Source organism: Subtercola endophyticus (assembly GCF_021044565.1).
GTDB classification, from domain to species: Bacteria; Actinomycetota; Actinomycetes; order Actinomycetales; family Microbacteriaceae; genus Subtercola; species Subtercola endophyticus.
The window spans coordinates 3,488,796-3,506,703 of the sequence record NZ_CP087997.1; the positions used below are offsets into that span (position 1 = coordinate 3,488,796).

A 17,908-nucleotide genomic window follows, 5' to 3' on the forward strand; every position below is an offset into this window, starting at 1 on the left:
CGGCGTAACGTTCTGGGTAAGCGAACCGCTCACGGATTCGCCCTAGCCCATTCGAAAGAAGACACGTTATGACTTCGACCACTACAACGCCTGCTGCCGCCGCTGGAACCTTCGACATCGGCGGTGACCTCACCGTGAACCGGCTCGGTTACGGAACGATGCAGCTCACCGGTTACGGGGTGTGGGGCTGGCCCGATGACCACGACGGAGCCGTGGCTGTTCTGCGTCGCGCTGTCGAGCTCGGCGTGAACCTCATCGATACGGCCGACGTGTACGGTCCGTATGTCACCGATGCGTTCATCCGTGAGGCCCTGTACCCCTACGCCGAAGGTCTGACCATCGCCACGAAGGTGGGATTCACGCGACAGGGTCCGAACGAATGGATTCCGGTCGGGCGCCCCGAGTACCTCCGTCAGCAGACCGAACTCAACCTGCGCAACCTCGGGGTCGATCGCATCGACCTGCTGCAGTTGCATCGTGTCGACTCGAAGGTGCCGCTCGAAGACCAGATCGGCGAGCTGAAGAAGCTGCAAGACGAGGGCAAGATCCGCCACATCGGCCTCTCCGAGGTGAACGTCGACCAGGTCGAGGCCGCCCGGGCGATCGCCGAGATCGCCTCGGTACAGAACTTGTTCAACCTGACGAACCGGTCTGCCGAAGACGTGCTGACCTATTCAGAGGCGAACGGCATCGCGTTCATCCCATGGTTTCCGCTGGCAACCGGCAAGCTCGCCGGCGAGGGTTCGCCGCTCGCCGAGATCGCGGCCCAGCACGGCAGCTCGCCCAGCCAGCTCGCACTCGCGTGGCTGCTGCGCCGTTCGCCCGTCATCCTGCCGATTCCGGGAACGTCGTCGGTCGAGCACGTCGAAGACAACATCGCTGCTGCGGCCATAGAACTCAGCGACGACGAGTACGCTGCACTCGACGCGTTGGGCGCTTAGGCGCGCAGGTGCTTAGGTACGCTGTCTCGGCAGCACGCGAGACGGGTGTCAAGGGGTTTTCGCCCTCGCCCGTGAGTAGCAGAATGAAGTCAATACTTTGATGGGAGCCATTGGTCATGCGCGGTAAAGTCACGTTCGTTTTTCTGGTCATCGTCGCCTTCTTGGCATACGTGCTCGGCGCGAAAGCAGGCAAGGCGCGGTACAAGGAGATCAGCACGGCGGTCAACAGCTTCTGGAACGACCCGCAGGTGAAGAAGGCGCGCGTCCGCGCGCTGAAGAGCGCCAAGCAGGCGACTGCAGACGCAACGAAGGCCGCCGAGAAAGCAGCGAAGAAGGCCTCGAAGCGTCTCGGCTGAGCGTCTGGGCGAGTGTCTCGGTTAAGCGACTGGGCGAGTGTCTCAGTTGAGCGCCTGGGCGAGCGTCTCGGTCACGCCCTCCGAGCGAGCGTGACTCGCGTCTCGTACGGCATGAGGTAGCTCGTGCGCCCGGCCAGTTGAGGGTGCGTGTCGAGAAGTTGAGCGACGCGCTCGAGCATCGCGTCGCGCTCAGCGGGCTGCATTGCGATCACGTAGCTGCGCGAGGTGATCATCGCAAACAGCTGGTCGCGGCTCAGCTCGTTGTCCCAGCCGAAACGAGCGTGCTCGAACGCCACCATGGGTGGGTCGATCGACGGGCTGATCGTGTCGTACTCTTCTGCGCCCGACGCCCCCATGATGTCGCTGAGGCGTGCGACCCAGTCCACGGTGTTGTCGCGCATGTTCCAGACCAGCGCGAGCACACCGTCTGCCTTCAGCACGCGAGCAACTTCGGCCGAAGCCGTCGGCACGTCGACCCAGTGCCAAGCCTGCGCGAACGTCACGAGGTCGGCGCTGGCGTCAGGCAGGGGCATGTGCTCGGCGGTGCCGCTCACCGCGACAACCGACGGAAGATTACCCGCGAGCGTCTGGCGCATCACGGCGTCTGGTTCTACGGCGGTGACCGCGAGACCCCGCGAGACCAGAGATGCGGTGAACTTTCCGGTTCCGGCGCCCACGTCGACGACGGCCAGTGGATGCTCGGCTAGACCCGGCGCCGCGGTGTACCCCTGCGTCGCATGACCCGTCTCGGCATGACCGGGCTCGGCGAGCGGGAATCGGGATCCTGCGGGTGAACCGCCGGGAGCGGCGTCATCCGGCGGGGCGACCACGGGTTCGGTGTCGGCGGGTGAACTGCCGGGAGTGGCCTGCGCGAGCATCCACTCGACCGCCGCGTCAGGGTAGCCAGGCCGGCCGCGCTCGTAATCGCTGACGTTCTGCCCGAACGAAAGGGCGTGGGTGGTATCGCGAGCCATAGTGCCTCCAAGCGGCGCGGCCCGATGGCCGGCGGCCACTCCCAGTCTACGAAGCCGCCCCCGATTCGAGCCCCGTGCGCTGCCCGGGCCGCTCGCGACCTGGCGCGCCCGCCACCCTGGCGCGCCCGCCACCCCGGCCCGTCCGCAGCGCAGCCCAGCCCGGGGCCAGCGCCCTACAGGTACTCGCGCAGGGTGTCGGCGAGCGGGGTGGTGGGCCGGCCGATGAGGCGCGAGAGGTCGTCGCCCGAAGAGTCGAGCAGGCCATCGCGGATGTTCGCGTCGAGGTTGGTGAGAAACCAGATCGTGCCGTCGTCGAGCCCTGCCTCGCGCAGAATCGCGGCGTGCTCTTCGGTAGAGACCGAGTTGTAGGCGATCTCGCGCCCCAGCAGGTCGGTGACAACGGCCGCGAACTCGGTGCCGGTCCAGGCGACGTCGCCGTTGAGTTCGTACACCTTCCCGAGCGCGCCCGGGGTGGTGATGACGGCCGCGATCGCGTCGCCGTAGTCCGCGCGCGAGGCGCTCGCGACGCGGCCCTCACCGGTGCTGGCGAGGTAGACGCCCGACTCGACGACCTGCGGCAGCGAGCGGCCGTAGTTCTCGTTGTACCAGTTGTTGCGCAGCACCGTGTGGGCGACGCCCGACTGCTGCAAGTACTCCTCGGTGGCCTTGTGCTCCGGCGCCAGAATCAAGGCGCTGCTGTCGGCGTGCGGTGCACTCGTGTAGACGATGTGGGTGATTCCTGCGGCCTTGGCGGCGTCGATGGCGGCGGCGTGCAGCGGAACACGGTTTCCCGGCTCGCTGGTCGACACCAGCACCAAGATGTCGGCGCCCGCGAACGCGGGGATGAGGGTGTCGGGCTCGGCGAAGTCGAGAACGGCGGTGCGTACGCCGAGCTGCTGCAGGGCATCCACTTTCTCTGCGCTGCGACCGGCGGCGACGATGTTCGACGCGGAGACGCCGCGGGTCAGTAGCCCGTCGATCGCGGCGCGGCCGAGGCCGCCTGTTGCTCCGGTGACAACGATGGTGGGGGTGGGGTAATCGGTCATGATTTTCGTCTCTCGGTTCTTCGAACGGGTGCTCGCCGAGGTTTCACGGCGGCGGTTTCATGAATGCCAACTCAGCGTAGCCGCGAGTGCTTCCCAGTGGGAGGTACCCACTATTAGGTAAGCTGCTTACCATGACGATCACCGCTCCCGCCCAGACGGCCCGCGACCGCGTCGGGTCGGTGCTCGGCCCGACCTGGCCCGAGGGCACGGCGAACGTCTTCTCGTCCGCGTGCCCGAGCCGAACGGTACTCGATCACATCACCAGCAAATGGGGTGTGCTCATCATCGTCGCCCTGGCAGATGAGACGCTGCGGTGGGGCGAACTGCGCCGAACGATCGACGGAATCAGCGAGAAGATGCTGGCGCAGACCCTGCGCGTGCTCGAGAACGACGGCCTCGTGCTGCGCACGGTACACGGCACGGTTCCGCCGCGGGTCGACTATCGGCTCACCGATCTCGGCCGCGATCTCTGCGAGAACCTCATTTCGCTTCTGGGGTGGGTGTCTCAGAACGCTGCCGCAATCGTTTCGACTCCTCGAGGTAATGCATAGCGTCTGCCAGGCGAAACCGTCGGTGAGTTCCGCGATATTCGACCGGAATCGTGCCGTTGTTGGCAAGGCGCAGCAGATACGTGGCTGAGATGCCGATGAGTTCGGCGGCCTGCGAGGTCGTCAAGAGCGTGTCGGTCGAAGCGACCACCACCGCGTGACCCTCGGCGAGGCGATCGAGCAGGTCGAGCACGGCGTCGAGCGCGGGCTCCGGTAGTTCGCGCTTGCCCAGGGCGGTGCGGATGCCCGGCAGCCCCGCCGCGAGCCGAGTACTTTCGGCGCTCGACAGTGCGGCGGTCGCGCGCTCATTCAGTGCTGGCATGCCTCCACGCTACCCCGGGCATCCGGTCGTCGCGTGGACACCGTCAGACGAGTTCGGCGGCCGCGGCTCGAGCACGCGGGATGAGCCGCTCGAGCTGAGTGACGTGCTCGGGGGTGAGTTCTTCGAGCGAGTTCACACCGAGCAGGCGCATCGTGCGCACGATCTGTTCGGAGAGAATCTGGATCATGCGGTCGACACCCTCGCGCCCGCCCGCCATCAGCCCGTAGAGGTAGGCGCGGCCGACCAGCGTGAAGCGGGCGCCCAGCGCCACTGCGGCCACGATGTCGGCGCCCGACATGATGCCCGTATCGAGGTGCACCTCGTATTCGTTTCCGACCTCCCGAACCACTTCGGGCAGCAAGTGGAAAGGAATCGGCGCACGGTCGAGCTGGCGCCCACCGTGATTCGAGAGCACGATGCCGTCGACGCCGAGATCGGCGAGCCGACGGGCATCCGCCACGTTCTGCACACCCTTGACGACCACCTTGCCGGGCCATTGCGCCTTGATCCAGGCGAGGTCGTCGAAGGTCACGGTGGGGTCGAACATCGAGTCGAGCAGCTCGCCGACGGTGCCCGACCAGCGGTCGAGCGAGGCGAAGGCGAGGGGCTCGGTGGTGAGAAAGTTGATCCACCATTCGGGCCGGGGAATCGCGTTGATCACGGTGCCGAGCGTCAACTGTGGCGGAATCGAGAAGCCGTTTCGCTTGTCACGCAGCCGCGCGCCGGCCACGGGCACGTCGACCGTCACGAGCAGGGTATCGAAACCGGCGGCCGCGGCCCTGTCGACCAGGGCCATCGAACGGTCGCGATCTTTCCACATGTACAGCTGAAACCAGTTGCGGCCGTTCGGGTTGGCTGCTTTCACGTCTTCGATGGCGGTGGTGCCCATCGTCGACAGCGAGAACGGGATGCCCGCGGCCGCCGCGGCCGAGGCGCCGGCGATCTCTCCCTCGCTCTGCATCATGCGCGTGAAGCCCGTCGGTGCGATACCGAACGGCATCGAAACGGGCGCTCCGAGCACATCCCACCCGGTGTTCACCGTCGAGACGTCGCGCAGAATGGCGGGGTTGAACTGAATGTCTTCGAACGCCTGCCGGGCACGCGCCAGGCTGATCTCGCCCTCGGCGGCGCCTTCGGTGTAGTCGAACGCGGCCTTCGGCGTGCGGCGCTTGGCGATGTCGCGCAGGTCCGCGATGGTCAGCGCGCCAGCCAGGCGGCGCCGCTTGGCGTTGAGGTCGGGAGTCTTGAACTGCATCAGGGGCGCAAGGTCGCGCACTTTCGGAATGCGACGGTCAACCATGGGTCGTGCCTTTCGTGGGTGGTTCGGGGGAGTCTGTGGGGTGCGGATGCACGGGGTCGGCCGCGAGCTGCGAGTGGTCGGCATAGGCCTCTGCGTTGGCCTCGAGACGCGGATGCACGGCCTCCGCGTCGGCCGCGACCTGCGGATGCCCGAACCCCGCTTCGGCGTAATACCCGGTGATGTGGCTGTTCACCGCGGCGCGCGCGGCGGCCGAGTCACCGGATTCGATCGCCGCAACGATCGCGCGGTGCTCCCGCTTGAGGCGTGCCGCGGTGGCCTGCCACGAGGTGAGGTTGGCCACGCCCGCGATGGAGTAGCTCTCGATGGAGTCGCGCAGGCCCGTCATGGTGGCGGCGATCACCTGGTTTCCGGCCGCCATGGCGAGGGAGAAGTGAAACTGGGCGTCGAGCGCGAGAAACTCGGGCGGTGCGGGGTCGCCGGCCTCCATCGCATCGAGTAGTTCGAGCGCTGGAGAGAGGTCGGGCATCCGCTCGCCCGTTGTAGTCGGGGGTGGGGCCGACGCATTCGCTGCCGCGCCCGCCACCGGCTCGGCCCGTCGCGCGCCCGCCACCGGCTCGGCCCGTCGCGCGCCCGCCACCGACTCGGCCCGTCGCGCGCCCGCCACCGACTCGGCGAGTTGCGCGGCGATGGCGGTCTCGAGGATGAGCCGCGTGCTCACGACGTCATCGACCCGAAAGCCCTGCGCCGCGACCTGCAGACGGATGAGCGACGACATACCGCCGGAGGGGCGGGCGATGATGATGGCGCCCGACTCCGGCCCCGATCCCGTCTGGGTGCGCAGCAGCCCGAGAACTTCGAGCACACGCAGCGCTTCGCGAACGGATGATCTGCCGACGCCGAGCTCGGTCGCCAGAGTGCGTTCGGAGGGCAGGTGGTCGCCGGGCAGCAGAGTGCCGGCCAGCAGTTCGCGTTCGATGTGGGCGAGCACGTCTTCCCAGGCACGCGTTGCTGCGCGGGCCACCGGTGCGGTCGTGACGGATGGCGTCGGGGCCGAGATGGTGCCGGTTGTGGGGGTCAGGGCGTTCACCTCGATCATCCATTCGTTGCTCGCGAGGCCATGCGTGTGGTCAGACCACTGTGGTCAGACCACACGTTACCCCAGAATGCTTGCTGAGCCAACCCTCAGGTGCCATAGACGACTCATAGCAAAACGACAGAGCCCCGTGAGTTCGCCGGGCGAGAGTAGCAACATGAACCCGCAGCAAGCCACACTCGCTCTCGATGTTGTCGTGCCGGTCTATAACGAGCAGGTCGCCCTCGAGCCCAGCATCCGCCGCCTCACGGCCTACCTCACCGAGTCGATGTCGGTGCCGTGGCAGGTCACAATCGCCGACAATGCGAGCGTCGACGCCACCCCAGAGATCGCGGATGCGCTCGCCGCCGAGATCGCCGAAGTGCGCGTGGTGCACACCCAGCGCAAGGGGCGCGGTCATGCGCTCAAGCTCGCCTGGGGGTCGTCGGATGCCCGGGTGCTCGCCTACGTCGACGTCGATCTTTCGACCGACCTCGCTGCGCTGCCGCCGCTTGTCGCGCCGCTGCTCTCGGGGCATTCCGATGTGGCGATCGGCACTCGGCTCTCACGGTCGTCGCGGGTGGTTCGCGGCGGCAAGCGCGAATTCATCTCGCGCAGTTACAACGTGCTGCTGCACGGCATGCTCGGGGTGACATTTTCTGACGCGCAGTGCGGGTTTAAGGCCATCCGGGCGGATGTCGCGGCTGTGCTCTTGCCGCTGGTGCACGATGACGCCTGGTTCTTCGACACCGAGTTGCTGGTCATCGCGCAGCGGTCTGGCCTGCGCATCCACGAGGTTCCCGTCGACTGGATCGACGACCTCGACTCCCGCGTCGACATCGTGCCGACCATCAAGCAAGACCTGCGCGGAGTGTTCCGGGTCGGGCGTGACCTGGCTCGCGGCGTGATCCCGGTGCAGTCGGTGTACGCCGAGCTCGGGCGGTCGCCGATCGGGCGGGTCGCGCGGCCGTCGTTCCTCGGTCAGGTGGTGCGGTTCTGCATCGTCGGCGGGCTCTCGACGGTGGTTTACGCGCTGCTGTACCTGCTGTTTCAGGGGGCACTGGGAGCGCAAGCTGCCAACTTCAGCGCACTGCTCATCACGACCATTGCGAATACCTGGGCGAACCGACGGTTTACGTTCGCGATTCGAGGGCCCGAGCGTGCTGCCGTGCACCAGTTTCAGGGGCTGACCGTCTTCGGCATCGCCTGGGCCATCACGTCGGGTTCGCTGCTGGCGCTGAACGCCTTTGCGCCAGGGGCACCGACCATCGTGGAGCTCATCGTGCTGACGGTGGCGAACCTCGTGGCGACCGTGCTGCGGTTCGTTCTGTTGCGGCGCTGGGTGTTCCGGGCGCCGCGGGCTGCGTCGCCGGATGTCTCGCACCTCTCCTCCACATCGGGGCAGGAGCCCGAAGTTTCCACAATCGGCCGTGGTTCGTCTGCCCCCGACCTCGGTGACAGCGAGACTCGTCGGCAGGCGACGTCGTCTGGCCCGACTTCTTCGCAGACCGCCTCCTCACCTTCCTCAGCCGCCCCCTCGCAGAAAGCCACCGCCGCCTGATGACCACAAGCACTCTTCCGAATCCCGCTGCCCCGGGCATCCCCGGCGCAGCCGGCACGCCTGTGCTCGTCGGCGGTTCGAACGTCGGCAATTCGAACGTCGGCGGTCGCGCGCGCGGCTTTGGTCGCTGGCTCATCCGGGGTAACGCCGCTCATCCCGCCTGGGAACGCCCCGCGTTTCTCGGCCTCATTCTGCTGACGGCTCTCGCGTACCTCTGGAACCTCTCGGTGAGCGGCTACGCGAACGAGTTCTACAGCGCCGCGGTGCAAGCCGGGTCGCAGAACTGGGAGGCGTTCCTCTTCGGTTCGTCTGACGCGGGCAACTCCATCACGGTCGACAAGCCACCGGCCAGCCTCTGGCTGATGTCGCTCTCTGTTCGGCTGTTCGGGCTCAGTTCGTTTGCGATTCTGCTGCCCGAGGCGCTCATGGGGGTCGCCACGGTCATCCTCGTCTACCTCATCGTGCGCCGTCACTTCTCCCCCGGCGCGGCCCTGCTGGCAGGCGGTGTTCTCGCCAGTACTCCGGTCGCGGCGTTGATGTTCCGCTTCAACAACCCCGATGCGCTGCTGGTGCTCTTGCTCACGGCGTCGGTGTACTTCACCCTGCGCGCCATCGAGAGCGGAAAGATGCGCTGGCTGCTCTTGGCCGGGGCGATGATCGGGTTCGGCTTTCTCACCAAACAGCTGCAGGCCTTCGTGCTTCTGCCTCCGCTCGCAGTGGCGTACGCCTGGGCGGCGCCGGTGAAGTTCGGCAAACGGCTTCTGCATCTGCTCGGCGCGCTCGCGGCCGTCATCGTGTCTGCCGGGTGGTGGGTCGCCCTCGTCGAGCTCGTGCCAGCATCGATGCGGCCTTACGTGGGCGGCTCGCAGAACAACGACTTTCTCGAGCTGACGTTCGGTTACAACGGATTCGGCCGCCTCACCGGCGCCGAGACAGGCAGCGTCACCGGCGGTGGAGGTACTGCTGTCGGCGGCGGCCAATGGGGAGCGACGGGAATCACCAGGCTGCTCGACGGCGAGTTCGGCGGCCAGATCGCCTGGCTCATCCCGGCCGCGCTTGTGCTCATGGTCGTGTCGTTCGTGCTGCTGCGCAGGCAGAAGCGAACGGATGCCCGGCGAGCCATCTTCGTCATGTTCGGCGGCTGGCTGGTTCTCACCGGGTTGCTCTTCAGCTACATGGCCGGCATCTTTCACGCGTATTACACCGTCGCCCTGGCGCCCGCAATCGCCGGGCTTGTCGGGGCGGGCGCCGTGCTGCTCTGGAACACCCGGCGATACCTGTGGGCGCGCTTGCTGTCTGCCGCGCTCGTTCTGACGACCGGCATCTGGGCGTTCTCGCTGCTGACCCGTGCGGCGGACTGGCTGCCATGGCTCAAGTTCGTGGTTCTGGTGCTCTCGATCGTTAGCGCGGGGCTGCTAGTGGTGCGCTGGAAGTGGCGCCCGCTGCGCATCACCACCATCGTGGTGTCACTCGTCGCCGTGCTTCTGGCGCCGACCGCGTACACGCTTCAGACGATTTCGACGGCGCACACCGGATCGCTGCCGACGGCGGGGCCGGCGGTGGCCTCGTCGACCGGATTCGGCGGCGGAGGCGGGTTCGGCCGCGCCGGTGGAACCGGAGCGCGGGGGGCGAACGGGCAGGCTGGCGCGCAGGGCGGTACCCGAACTGGCGGTGGAGCGCCTCCCGGGTTCGGGCAACAGGGCGCCGGGCAGGCGCCCGGGGCGGGTACTGGTACTGGCGCTGGCACGGGCACTGGTACGGGGAATGGCGCGACAGGCGGTACGGGCACGGGAACGACTGGCGGTACGGGTACGGGTACGGGAGCGACCGGCGGCCGCTTCGGCGGCGGTGGCGGATTCGCGGCCGGCGGTGGCGGGCTCTTGGGCGGCGCGACCGTCAGCTCTGCACTGAGTTCGTTGCTCGCGGCCGACGCGTCGAACTACACCTGGGCCGCCGCGACGGTCGGCTCGCAGAACGCGGCGAGCTACCAGCTCGCGAGCCAGGCGGCGGTCATGCCGCTCGGCGGGTTCAACGGAAGCGACCCGTCCCCGACCCTCGAGCAGTTCGAGCAGTACGTGGCGCAGGGCAAGATCCACTACTTCGTCTCGTCGGGTACGATCGGCGCCTCGAACGGCGGCAGCTCCGACGCCTCGCAGATCGCGAGCTGGGTGGCGTCGAACTTCACGGCGACGACTGTCGGCGGCACGACCGTCTACGACCTGACGGCGGGTGCAGCCTCGGCGACGAGCTGATGCACTGACCTGCACGGCCGCCTCGGGCCGGGCGGGGCGGGGCGGCGGCGCGACACCCGTCGAGTTTGCGCAGAAGCACCGAACGAGCGGCGGTTGGGTGCTTCTGCGCAGAACCGATGAACGGATGAACGGATGGGCGGATGAAGGGGTGAGCGGATGAACGGGAGTTCGGTTTCGGGCGTGCGCGGGTAGGCTGGCGGCAGTGCCGTGGAGGGTGATCGTGCGCGCGAGAGGGCGTGCACGTGGCTGCTGCAGCCGCGCATGATCCTGTGCGAGAAGCGCGGCGCCGCGCGACGAAAGGGGCCGCAGGTGGGCCGGGTGTTTGTGGTGGGGTCGGTGAACGTCGATTCCGTGGTGCGAGTGGTGCGGCATCCACTGCCCGGAGAAACCGTGCGCGGGTCAGACCTCGAGACGTTCTGGGGTGGCAAGGGAGCGAACCAGGCCGTGGCGGCCGCCGAAGCCGGAGCCGAGGTGGTCTTCGTCGGTCGAGTCGGCGACGACACCGAGGGCGAGTCTTATCGCCGCAGGCTCGCGTCGCGTTCGGTCGACGTGCGATCTCTCACTGTCACCCGCGGAGTCACCACCGGGCACGCCATGATCGCCGTCGACGAATCCGGCGAGAACACCATCATCGTGTCCCCGGGGGCGAACGCGAGAGTCTCCTTCGACGATCTCGAGGTTCTGCGCGGGTCAGGTGGCCTCGACACCACTGATACCGCCTACGACTCCGAGCCCTCGGGCCTGACCGCAGAAGACGTGCTGCTCGTTTCGCTCGAGCTCGATCTCGAGGTCGTTGCAGCGGCGGTGCGAATCGCCGCGGATGCTCGCGCACGAGTCGTGCTCAACCTCGCGCCGTTCGCGTTGCTGTCCGCCGACGTGCTGGCAATGGCCGACCCCGTGGTGGTGAACGAACTCGAGGCAGACGAACTGCGGGCATCCGCAGCCGACCTTCCCTCGCTGCTCGTCACCCTCGGTTCCGCGGGCTCGCGCTGGGGCGAGGTGTCGGTCGCATCCGCTCCTGCCGAGACGGTGGTCGACACGACCGGCGCCGGAGACACCTACTGCGGAACTCTCGCCGCGCGCCTCGCCGCCGGCGACTCGCGCGCGCAGGCCATGCACGCGGCCAGCGCGGCCGCCGGCCGCTCTGTCTCCTGGCTCGGCGCCCAGCCCGCCTGACATGCAGCCCGCCTGACATCAGCCCGCCTGACGCCCGTCAGAACGAGACCGTGATCACGCCGCCCGAGCAGCGCCGCCCGATCGCCGCACTTGTATGCGAACTATCTCGAAGTGGCGATGTACAACGTGACAAGCCCTTGATCTTGGCGTGAAGGCCCTGGTTGCTGCTTGTACCGCGCCGTAACGGGCGCGTCACCCCGAGCATCTCGGCAGGTATTGAGGTACATCTTGCCGAATTGAGCCGCTTGTAGCGACCTCGATTGCGGCGTAACGGCCTCACTCGGAGTGCGGTGGGCCGCCGGGCGTTGACACAGAGGCCGAATGCTGTCACGATTGAGTATGTTCGATCAGTAGTGAATAGATATGCAAGGCGAACATCAGGAACACGAACACACAACCCCGACAGGCACGAGAAGGAACCCCAACCGCATGTTGACCACAGACCCAGCCCAGGTCGAGCAGTGGCGCGAACTGCGCGACCGCGTCGAGAACGCGTCGAGCGCCGTCGAGCGTGACGCCGAGCTCGCCGGTTCCGCCAGGCGCACCCGCCGCAGCGTTGTGAACATGATCTCGCGTGCGGGCCTCGGGCACATCGGTGGCGACTTCTCGGTGACCGACATTCTCACCACGCTGTTCGACTACACCCTGCGCATTGACCCGGCTGATCCGGGCAAGGCCGGGCGCGACCGGTTCATCCTCAGCAAAGGGCACTGCGCGGCAGCGCTTTACTCGACCCTCGCCTTCAGCGGGTATTTCGACCCGGCTGAGCTGTCGACATTCATGGCTCCGCTCAGTGCTCTGAACGGGCATCCGAATCGCAACAAAGTACCGGGCGTCGAAACCAACACCGGCCCGCTCGGCCACGGGCTACCCGTCGCCGTCGGGCAGGCCATCGCGGCAAAACTCACGGGCAGCGGCGCTCGAGTATTCGTGGTGATGGGCGACGGAGAGATGCAAGAGGGCAGCAACTGGGAGGCGCTCATGTCGGCCTCGCAGTACAAGCTCGACAATCTCGTCGCCATCGTCGACCGCAATCGCCTGCAGCAGGGCGCGCGCACCGAAGAGACGAACGCGCTCGATCCGCTCGACGAGAAGCTCGCGTCGTTCGGTTGCGAGGTGCGCATCGCCGACGGGCACGACTACGCCTCGCTCATCGCCGCTTTCGCCCCGTCGACCACCGGCAAACCGGTCGCTGTGATCGCCAACACCATCAAGGGCAAGGGCGTTTCGTTCATCGAAGACCGCGTCGAGTGGCACCACAAAGTGCCGTCGGCCGAGCAGGTTCGCCTGGCATTGGAGGAGCTCGCGTGAGCATCGAAACAACACAGCAGGTGCAGACCGAGGCAGAGCGCCTCGCCGCCGCCCCGACGTATGACAACCGCACCGCCTTCGCCGACGAGCTCATTCAGCTGGCACGACAGGATGCCCGCATTGTCGCCGTGTGCAACGACTCCGTCGGCTCCTCCAACCTCACAGCCTTCCGCGACGAATTTCCCGATCGGCTCATCAACGTGGGTATCGCCGAACAAGACATGGTGGGCGTCGGAGCAGGTCTGGCCAGCTCGGGCCTCATCCCGTTCGTGTGTGGCGCTTCGCCGTTCCTCACCGGCCGCTCGCTCGAGCAGGTGAAGGCCGACATCGCCTACAGCCAGCACCCGGTCATCCTCTGCGGAATGAGCCCGGGTATGGCCTACGGCGAACTCGGCCCGACACACCATTCGGTCGAAGACCTGTCGTGGCTGCGCGCCCTGCCGGGGCTCGACATCGTGGTACCGGCCGATCGGCAGCAGACCCGGCAGGCCGTGCAGGCAGCCGTCTCGAACCCGCGGCCCACGTTCATCCGCGTCGGCCGGCACAAGGTGCCCGATGTGTCTATCGAGGGTGCGCCGCTGGTGCGTGGCGAATTCCAGACGTTGCGCGACGGGCGTGACGTCACACTGATCGCCACCGGAACCCTGGTGTCTCGTGCTCTGGTTGCTGCTGCCGAGCTCGAGGCCGCGGGTGTCAGCGTGCGCGTGCTGAACGCGTCGTACATCGCGCCGCTCGACGTCGCGGCGATCGCCGCTGCGGCGCGCGAGACGAGTGCCATCGTGACCGCCGAAGAAGCGAACATCGCGGGTGGTCTCGGCGCCGCTGTCGCGGGCGTCGTCAGCCAGCTCGAACGCGGTGCGCGGGTGCCGCTGCGTATTCTGGGACTCACCGAGTTCGCGCCGACCGGCAGCACCGACTTCTTGCTCGAGTACTTCAATTTGACCGCGACCCACCTCGTCACCGCTGCCAGGGAGGCGCTTGCCGATGCCTGAAGCCGGGTCGCGCGACACTGAGGTCGCGCCGCCGACCGTTCGTGCCGGCGCGGGCCGGGACGAGCTCGGCCAGGACGGCGCGAGCCGCGACGAGGTGAGCCGCGACGTCGTGATCGCCATCGATCAAGGCACGAGCTCCACCAAGGCGATCGCCCTCGACCGCACCGGTCGGGTCATCGCCAGCGCTTCGGTTCCGCTCGACCAGTCGCATCCGGAGCCCGGCTGGGTCGAGCAAGATGCCCGTCAGCTGCTTGCGAGCGTGCACCAGGCCCTCGCCGACATCGGTGCAGCCCTGGCTGCGGCGGCCGCGAGTGAAGCGCGCCCGGGTGAAAGTGGCCACGACGCGGGCGCTTCGGGAGAAGCCCGCACCGCCGGCAACCGAGTCGCCGCGCTCGCGCTCTCGAACCAGCGCGAGTCCGCCCTCATCTGGAGCACCGTCACCGGCGAACCCCTCGGCCCCGTGCTCGGCTGGCAAGACCGCCGAACGATCGCTGCGGCCCAAGACATCGCGGCGGCCGGATACGGCGATCGTGTGCGCGAAATCACCGGTCTGCCGCTCGACCCGATGTTTTCGGCGCTCAAGTTCGCTTGGCTGCTCGACGAGGTCGACCCCAACCGATCACGTTCGCGCGCCGGTGAGATCGCGCTGGGCACGGTCGACGCGTTTCTGCTGTTCACGCTGACGGGCGAGCACCGCATCGAACTCGGCAACGCCAGCCGCACTCAGTTGCTCGACCTCGCGACGCTCGAATGGAGTCCCGAGCTGCTCTCGCTCTTTCGCATTCCGCGCGAGGCGCTGCCGAGAATCGCGGCGTCGAACGAGCCCTCGGCGCCGGTACGCGGGGTGGATGCTCTGCCCTTTGGCACCCGCTTTCACGCCGTTCTCGGCGACAGCCACGCGGCGCTCTTCGGCCACGGCGCCCGCGAACCCGGGGCGGTGAAGGTCACACTGGGCACCGGATCGTCGATCATGGGGCTCCTTCCTTCTCCCGCGGCCCCTTCTCCTGCGGCAGCCGGCCTCGTCACCACCGTTGCGTGGGGGGCGCCGGATGCACGGCTCGCGTTCGAGGGCAACATCCTCTCCAGCGGGTCCACCGTCACCTGGCTCGCCGACCTCTTCGGCATCACCCCCGCCGACGTCTTTTCGCTAGCAGCGACCACGCCGCTCGCTCCCGACGACGGCGTCGACCTCGTGCCTGCCTTCGCCGGCCTCGGCGCGCCCTGGTGGGACGAGTCGGCCCGGGCCGTGATCACAGGTTTCGATCTCGGCGCGGGTCGCGAGCAGCTCGCGCGCGCGGCCGTCGAGTCGATCGTTCTGCAGGTCGAAGATGTGCTCTCGGCAGCAGAGGCGAGCCGCGATCGCTTCGACACCATCGTGATCGACGGCGGCCCCGCCGCGAACGACGATCTCGCCCAACTGCTTGCCGACCTCACGCAGCGCCGGGTCGAGCGGCCGTCGGTCGCCGGGCTGTCCGCCCTCGGTGCGGCTCATCTCGCGGGAATCGCCGCCGGGGTCTTCACCGACGAAGAAGTACTTGCGTTCGACCGCGGCAGCACCACCTTCGTGCCACAGGTTAGCGCGGCGCACGCGGCATCCCGCCGGGCACGCTGGCTCGACGCCGTGGGCCTCGCCCGATCATCCGGTGTCCGCACCTCCAGTGCCCGCACGTCGACTGAGCCGGCCCCTCGGTCGAGTCGGAGCCAGCACCCGGCATCGAGCCCGAGCCAAGACCAGGCACCGAGCCCGAGCAGCGACCCCAGCGTCTCACACCACCCGTTTCCGATGAAAGAGAGCACCCCATGACAAGCAACCAGAAGTACGGGGCCGGCATCTGGCACTTCGCCACCTACGTCGACCGCTACGCCACCGACGGCTACGGCGAACCGCGCAGTGTGATCGATGCCATCGACATCGCCGGTCAGGTGCGCGACCTCTCGGTGGTCGACCTCAACTACCCCTACTTCGGCGGCGAGTTCACCAACGAGCAGGTCAAAGAGGCACTCGACCGCAACAACCTGGGCGTCATCGGCATCACGCCCGAAATGTACACGCGCGAGTTCGCCAAGGGCGCGTTCACCAACCCCGACCCGGGCGTGCGGCGCCGCGCGAACGAGCTCATCAATGAGGCAGCCGACGTCGTGCGCTTCTTCGGCGCCGACTACGTGAAGCTCTGGCCCGGTCAAGACGGCTGGGACTACCCGTTCCAGGTCGACCACGGTGCGCTCTGGAAGAACTCGCTCGACGGCGTCGGCCAACTCGCCAGCGAGAACCCCGACCTCAAGTTCGTCATCGAGTACAAGCCGCGCGAGCCGCGCGTGCACATGAGCTTCGACTCCGTATCGCGCACGCTGCTCGGCATCGAGAAGATCGGGCTGCCGAACGTGGGCATTCTGCTCGACTTCGGCCACGCGCTCTTCGGCGGCGAATCGCCGGCGGATTCGGCTCAGCTCGCCATCGACTACGGGCGCCTGTTCGGCATGGACGTCAACGACAACCTGCGCCAGTGGGACGACGACATGGTCGCCGGCACCGTTCACCCCATCGAGCTGTTCGAGTTCTTCTACACGCTGCGCAAGAACAACTGGGAGGGCGTCTGGCAGCTCGATCAATTTCCGTTCCGTGAAGACAGCGTGCAAGCGGCGAACCACGCCATCGACTTCTTGAAGGCGGCCGACCGCGGGCTCGAGAAGCTCGACTTCGCGGCCATCCAGGCGGCGCAAGACAACCACGATTCGCTCACCGCGCTGGCCCTGGCGCAGCAGGCACTCTTCTCGAGCTACGCCGAGTAGGCTCGCGATTTCTGCGGAGAATTCGAGGGGGTGGGCCGCATACGGCGGTGCCCCCTCGAAATCTCCTCCGTTTTGTCGGCGTGACGGCGGGCCCGCCGTCCGAACCGACACGGTGACGGCGGCAAGAGCGCGCGAATGTACTCTGTGAGCATGACCTTCGATCGCGCCGCGGCCTCTCGGCTGCCCGTCGATCGCCTTTCGTTGCTCACCAAGATCGCGCGCATGTACCACGAGCAGGGCCTTCGCCAGCCCGAGATCGCCGAGCGGCTGCACATCTCGCAGTCACGGGTGTCGCGGTTCTTGAAGGAGGCCGTCACGCTCGGCATCGTGCGCACGATCGTCGTGGCACCCGAGGGCGTGCATTCCGAGCTCGAAGACGCGGTTCGGGCGAAATACGATCTCGCCGACGTGGTGGTCGCCGACGAAGCGCCGACCGAACAGGGCTTGCTCGCCTCACTCGGCAGTGCCGGTGCCGCCTACCTCGAGACCACGCTCACGGGCAATGACCAAGTCGGCATCTCGTCGTGGTCGTCGACGCTGCTCGCCACGGTCGACGCGATGGCTCCGCGCACGGTTCGCACGGCATCCAGCGTGGTGCAGGTGCTCGGCGGGGTCGGCAATGCCACCGTGCAGATTCAGGCGACACGACTCGCCGATCGTCTGGCGGGCGTGACGGGTGCGAAGCCCATCTTCTTTCCGGCTCCCGGCATCGTCGGCAGCGCGGCAGCCCGTGATGCCCTTCTCGCCGACAAATACATCGCGCAGGCCGTGGCGGCCTGGCCCTCGCTCACGACGCTGCTGGTCGGAATCGGCAGTCTCGAGCCGTCGACCCTGCTGCAGAGCTCGGGTAACGCGGTGACACCGGATGATCAGCAGCAGTTGCGCGCATCCGGAGCTGTCGGCGACGTCTGCCTGCGCTTCTTCGACGCCGACGGTGCCCTGGTTCAGACCGACCTGCACGACCGGGTTCTCGGCATCTCGGTCGATGAATTGCGTGCGATTCCCCGCACCATCGGCATCGCCGGCGGCGAGCGTAAACACGAGGCCATCCGCGCCGCTGCCCGCGGCGGCTGGATCGACGTACTCATCACCGACGTCGCCACCGCCCGCTTTCTCGCCGCCTGACCCGTCCACCTATCGCGAGAGCGATGCTTGCGGACGAGAAGAGCCGCCGCGGCGGTCGCTCTCGACCGGAAAAGTCGCTCTCGAGGCGGCGCGAGCGGCGCGGGGCGGGGAGCGGCGCGGCGCGGGCACTCGGGGTGAGAGAATTGAAACGTGTCACAGCGACGTGCGAAGGCTGCGACCC

16 protein-coding genes are annotated in these 17,908 nt (G+C 67.5%); 11 read left to right on the top strand and 5 right to left on the bottom strand.

Translation table 11 applies throughout. The features are described 5' to 3' along the window. Positions 1 to 68 precede the first annotated feature (68 nt). Both LQ955_RS16250 and LQ955_RS16255 read left to right on the top strand, forming a co-directional pair. Positions 69 to 941, top strand: a complete 873-nt coding sequence (locus LQ955_RS16250) for an aldo/keto reductase (RefSeq protein ID WP_231025524.1) — start codon at positions 69 to 71, stop codon at positions 939 to 941. A gap of 116 nt (positions 942 to 1,057) precedes the next feature. Beyond that, positions 1,058 to 1,297: a hypothetical protein gene (locus LQ955_RS16255; protein WP_231025525.1), complete on the top strand. Its 240-nt coding sequence runs from the start codon at positions 1,058 to 1,060 to the stop codon at positions 1,295 to 1,297. 71 nt (positions 1,298 to 1,368) lie between these two features. Here the strand turns inward: LQ955_RS16255 and LQ955_RS16260 are convergent, their stop codons facing one another. Next, a complete protein-coding gene (locus tag LQ955_RS16260; RefSeq protein WP_231025526.1) occupies positions 1,369 to 2,271 on the bottom strand; it encodes a class I SAM-dependent methyltransferase in 903 nt (300 codons plus the stop codon). A 173-nt stretch (positions 2,272 to 2,444) separates the two neighbouring features. Beyond that, positions 2,445 to 3,317, bottom strand: a complete 873-nt coding sequence (locus LQ955_RS16265) for an SDR family oxidoreductase (protein ID WP_231025527.1) — start codon at positions 3,315 to 3,317, stop codon at positions 2,445 to 2,447. Positions 3,318 to 3,448: 131 nt separating this feature from the next. Here LQ955_RS16265 and LQ955_RS16270 point away from each other — a divergent pair, with 131 nt between their 5' ends. Then, a complete protein-coding gene (locus LQ955_RS16270) occupies positions 3,449 to 3,868 on the top strand; it encodes a winged helix-turn-helix transcriptional regulator (RefSeq protein ID WP_231025528.1) in 420 nt (139 codons plus the stop codon). Here the strand turns inward: LQ955_RS16270 and LQ955_RS16275 are convergent. From LQ955_RS16275 to LQ955_RS16285, 3 genes are read right to left on the bottom strand one after another with little or no spacing between them, the layout of a single operon-like run. After that, the gene (locus LQ955_RS16275) at positions 3,798 to 4,187 is read right to left on the bottom strand and encodes a helix-turn-helix domain-containing protein (protein ID WP_231025529.1); all 390 of its coding nucleotides are present in this window, start codon (positions 4,185 to 4,187) and stop codon (positions 3,798 to 3,800) included. The two genes, LQ955_RS16270 and LQ955_RS16275, sit on opposite strands and share 71 nt — an antisense overlap. A 43-nt stretch (positions 4,188 to 4,230) precedes the next feature. Further along, on the bottom strand, positions 4,231 to 5,487 hold the full coding sequence (locus LQ955_RS16280; RefSeq protein WP_231025530.1) for an alpha-hydroxy acid oxidase: 1,257 nt from the start codon (positions 5,485 to 5,487) through the stop codon (positions 4,231 to 4,233). Then, entirely contained in the window at positions 5,480 to 6,544 is a 1,065-nt protein-coding gene (locus LQ955_RS16285; protein WP_231025531.1) for a FadR/GntR family transcriptional regulator, read from the bottom strand. Before LQ955_RS16285 ends, LQ955_RS16280 begins: the two co-directional genes overlap by 8 nt. Before the next feature lie 154 nt (positions 6,545 to 6,698). On the opposite strand from LQ955_RS16285, the gene LQ955_RS16290 reads away from it, so the two are divergent. The 8 genes from LQ955_RS16290 to LQ955_RS16325 all read left to right on the top strand — a co-directional run bounded on the left by LQ955_RS16290 (position 6,699) and on the right by LQ955_RS16325 (position 17,727). Next, positions 6,699 to 8,081, top strand: coding sequence for a bifunctional glycosyltransferase family 2/GtrA family protein (locus LQ955_RS16290; RefSeq protein WP_231025532.1), 1,383 nt, complete (start codon positions 6,699 to 6,701; stop codon positions 8,079 to 8,081). Further along, positions 8,081 to 10,333, top strand: coding sequence for an ArnT family glycosyltransferase (locus LQ955_RS16295; RefSeq protein WP_231025533.1), 2,253 nt, complete (start codon positions 8,081 to 8,083; stop codon positions 10,331 to 10,333). Before LQ955_RS16290 ends, LQ955_RS16295 begins: the two co-directional genes overlap by 1 nt. A 309-nt stretch (positions 10,334 to 10,642) precedes the next feature. Continuing rightward, positions 10,643 to 11,509 (top strand): PfkB family carbohydrate kinase, encoded by an 867-nt coding sequence (locus LQ955_RS16300; protein ID WP_304961244.1) that lies wholly within the window; start codon positions 10,643 to 10,645, stop codon positions 11,507 to 11,509. A gap of 429 nt (positions 11,510 to 11,938) precedes the next feature. Then, a complete protein-coding gene (locus LQ955_RS16305) occupies positions 11,939 to 12,820 on the top strand; it encodes a transketolase (RefSeq protein ID WP_231025534.1) in 882 nt (293 codons plus the stop codon). Beyond that, positions 12,817 to 13,812: a transketolase family protein gene (locus LQ955_RS16310; RefSeq protein WP_231025535.1), complete on the top strand. Its 996-nt coding sequence runs from the start codon at positions 12,817 to 12,819 to the stop codon at positions 13,810 to 13,812. Before LQ955_RS16305 ends, LQ955_RS16310 begins: the two co-directional genes overlap by 4 nt. After that, positions 13,805 to 15,616: an FGGY family carbohydrate kinase gene (locus LQ955_RS16315; RefSeq protein WP_231025536.1), complete on the top strand. Its 1,812-nt coding sequence runs from the start codon at positions 13,805 to 13,807 to the stop codon at positions 15,614 to 15,616. Before LQ955_RS16310 ends, LQ955_RS16315 begins: the two co-directional genes overlap by 8 nt. Continuing rightward, complete coding sequence (locus LQ955_RS16320; protein ID WP_231025537.1) at positions 15,613 to 16,602, top strand: sugar phosphate isomerase/epimerase family protein; 990 nt, start codon at positions 15,613 to 15,615, stop codon at positions 16,600 to 16,602. The genes LQ955_RS16315 and LQ955_RS16320 overlap by 4 nt, the downstream gene beginning before the upstream one ends. Positions 16,603 to 16,752: 150 nt before the next feature. Continuing rightward, positions 16,753 to 17,727, top strand: coding sequence for a sugar-binding transcriptional regulator (locus LQ955_RS16325; protein WP_231025538.1), 975 nt, complete (start codon positions 16,753 to 16,755; stop codon positions 17,725 to 17,727). The last annotated feature ends 181 nt before the right edge of the window (positions 17,728 to 17,908 follow it).

Excerpts from the sequence above, each read along its gene's own strand:
- LQ955_RS16285 (WP_231025531.1), bottom strand. The coding sequence starts at position 6,544 with ATGATCGAGGTGAACGCCCTGACCCCCACAACCGGCACCATCTCGGCC.
- LQ955_RS16280 (WP_231025530.1), bottom strand. The coding sequence starts at position 5,487 with ATGGTTGACCGTCGCATTCCGAAAGTGCGCGACCTTGCGCCCCTGATG.
- LQ955_RS16255 (WP_231025525.1), top strand. The coding sequence starts at position 1,058 with ATGCGCGGTAAAGTCACGTTCGTTTTTCTGGTCATCGTCGCCTTCTTG.
- LQ955_RS16270 (WP_231025528.1), top strand. The coding sequence starts at position 3,449 with ATGACGATCACCGCTCCCGCCCAGACGGCCCGCGACCGCGTCGGGTCG.
- LQ955_RS16265 (WP_231025527.1), bottom strand. The coding sequence starts at position 3,317 with ATGACCGATTACCCCACCCCCACCATCGTTGTCACCGGAGCAACAGGC.
- LQ955_RS16290 (WP_231025532.1), top strand. The coding sequence starts at position 6,699 with ATGAACCCGCAGCAAGCCACACTCGCTCTCGATGTTGTCGTGCCGGTC.
- LQ955_RS16320 (WP_231025537.1), top strand. The coding sequence starts at position 15,613 with ATGACAAGCAACCAGAAGTACGGGGCCGGCATCTGGCACTTCGCCACC.
- LQ955_RS16260 (WP_231025526.1), bottom strand. The coding sequence starts at position 2,271 with ATGGCTCGCGATACCACCCACGCCCTTTCGTTCGGGCAGAACGTCAGC.
- LQ955_RS16305 (WP_231025534.1), top strand. The coding sequence starts at position 11,939 with ATGTTGACCACAGACCCAGCCCAGGTCGAGCAGTGGCGCGAACTGCGC.
- LQ955_RS16315 (WP_231025536.1), top strand. The coding sequence starts at position 13,805 with ATGCCTGAAGCCGGGTCGCGCGACACTGAGGTCGCGCCGCCGACCGTT.
- LQ955_RS16295 (WP_231025533.1), top strand. The coding sequence starts at position 8,081 with ATGACCACAAGCACTCTTCCGAATCCCGCTGCCCCGGGCATCCCCGGC.
- LQ955_RS16250 (WP_231025524.1), top strand. The coding sequence starts at position 69 with ATGACTTCGACCACTACAACGCCTGCTGCCGCCGCTGGAACCTTCGAC.
- LQ955_RS16275 (WP_231025529.1), bottom strand. The coding sequence starts at position 4,187 with ATGCCAGCACTGAATGAGCGCGCGACCGCCGCACTGTCGAGCGCCGAA.
- LQ955_RS16325 (WP_231025538.1), top strand. The coding sequence starts at position 16,753 with ATGACCTTCGATCGCGCCGCGGCCTCTCGGCTGCCCGTCGATCGCCTT.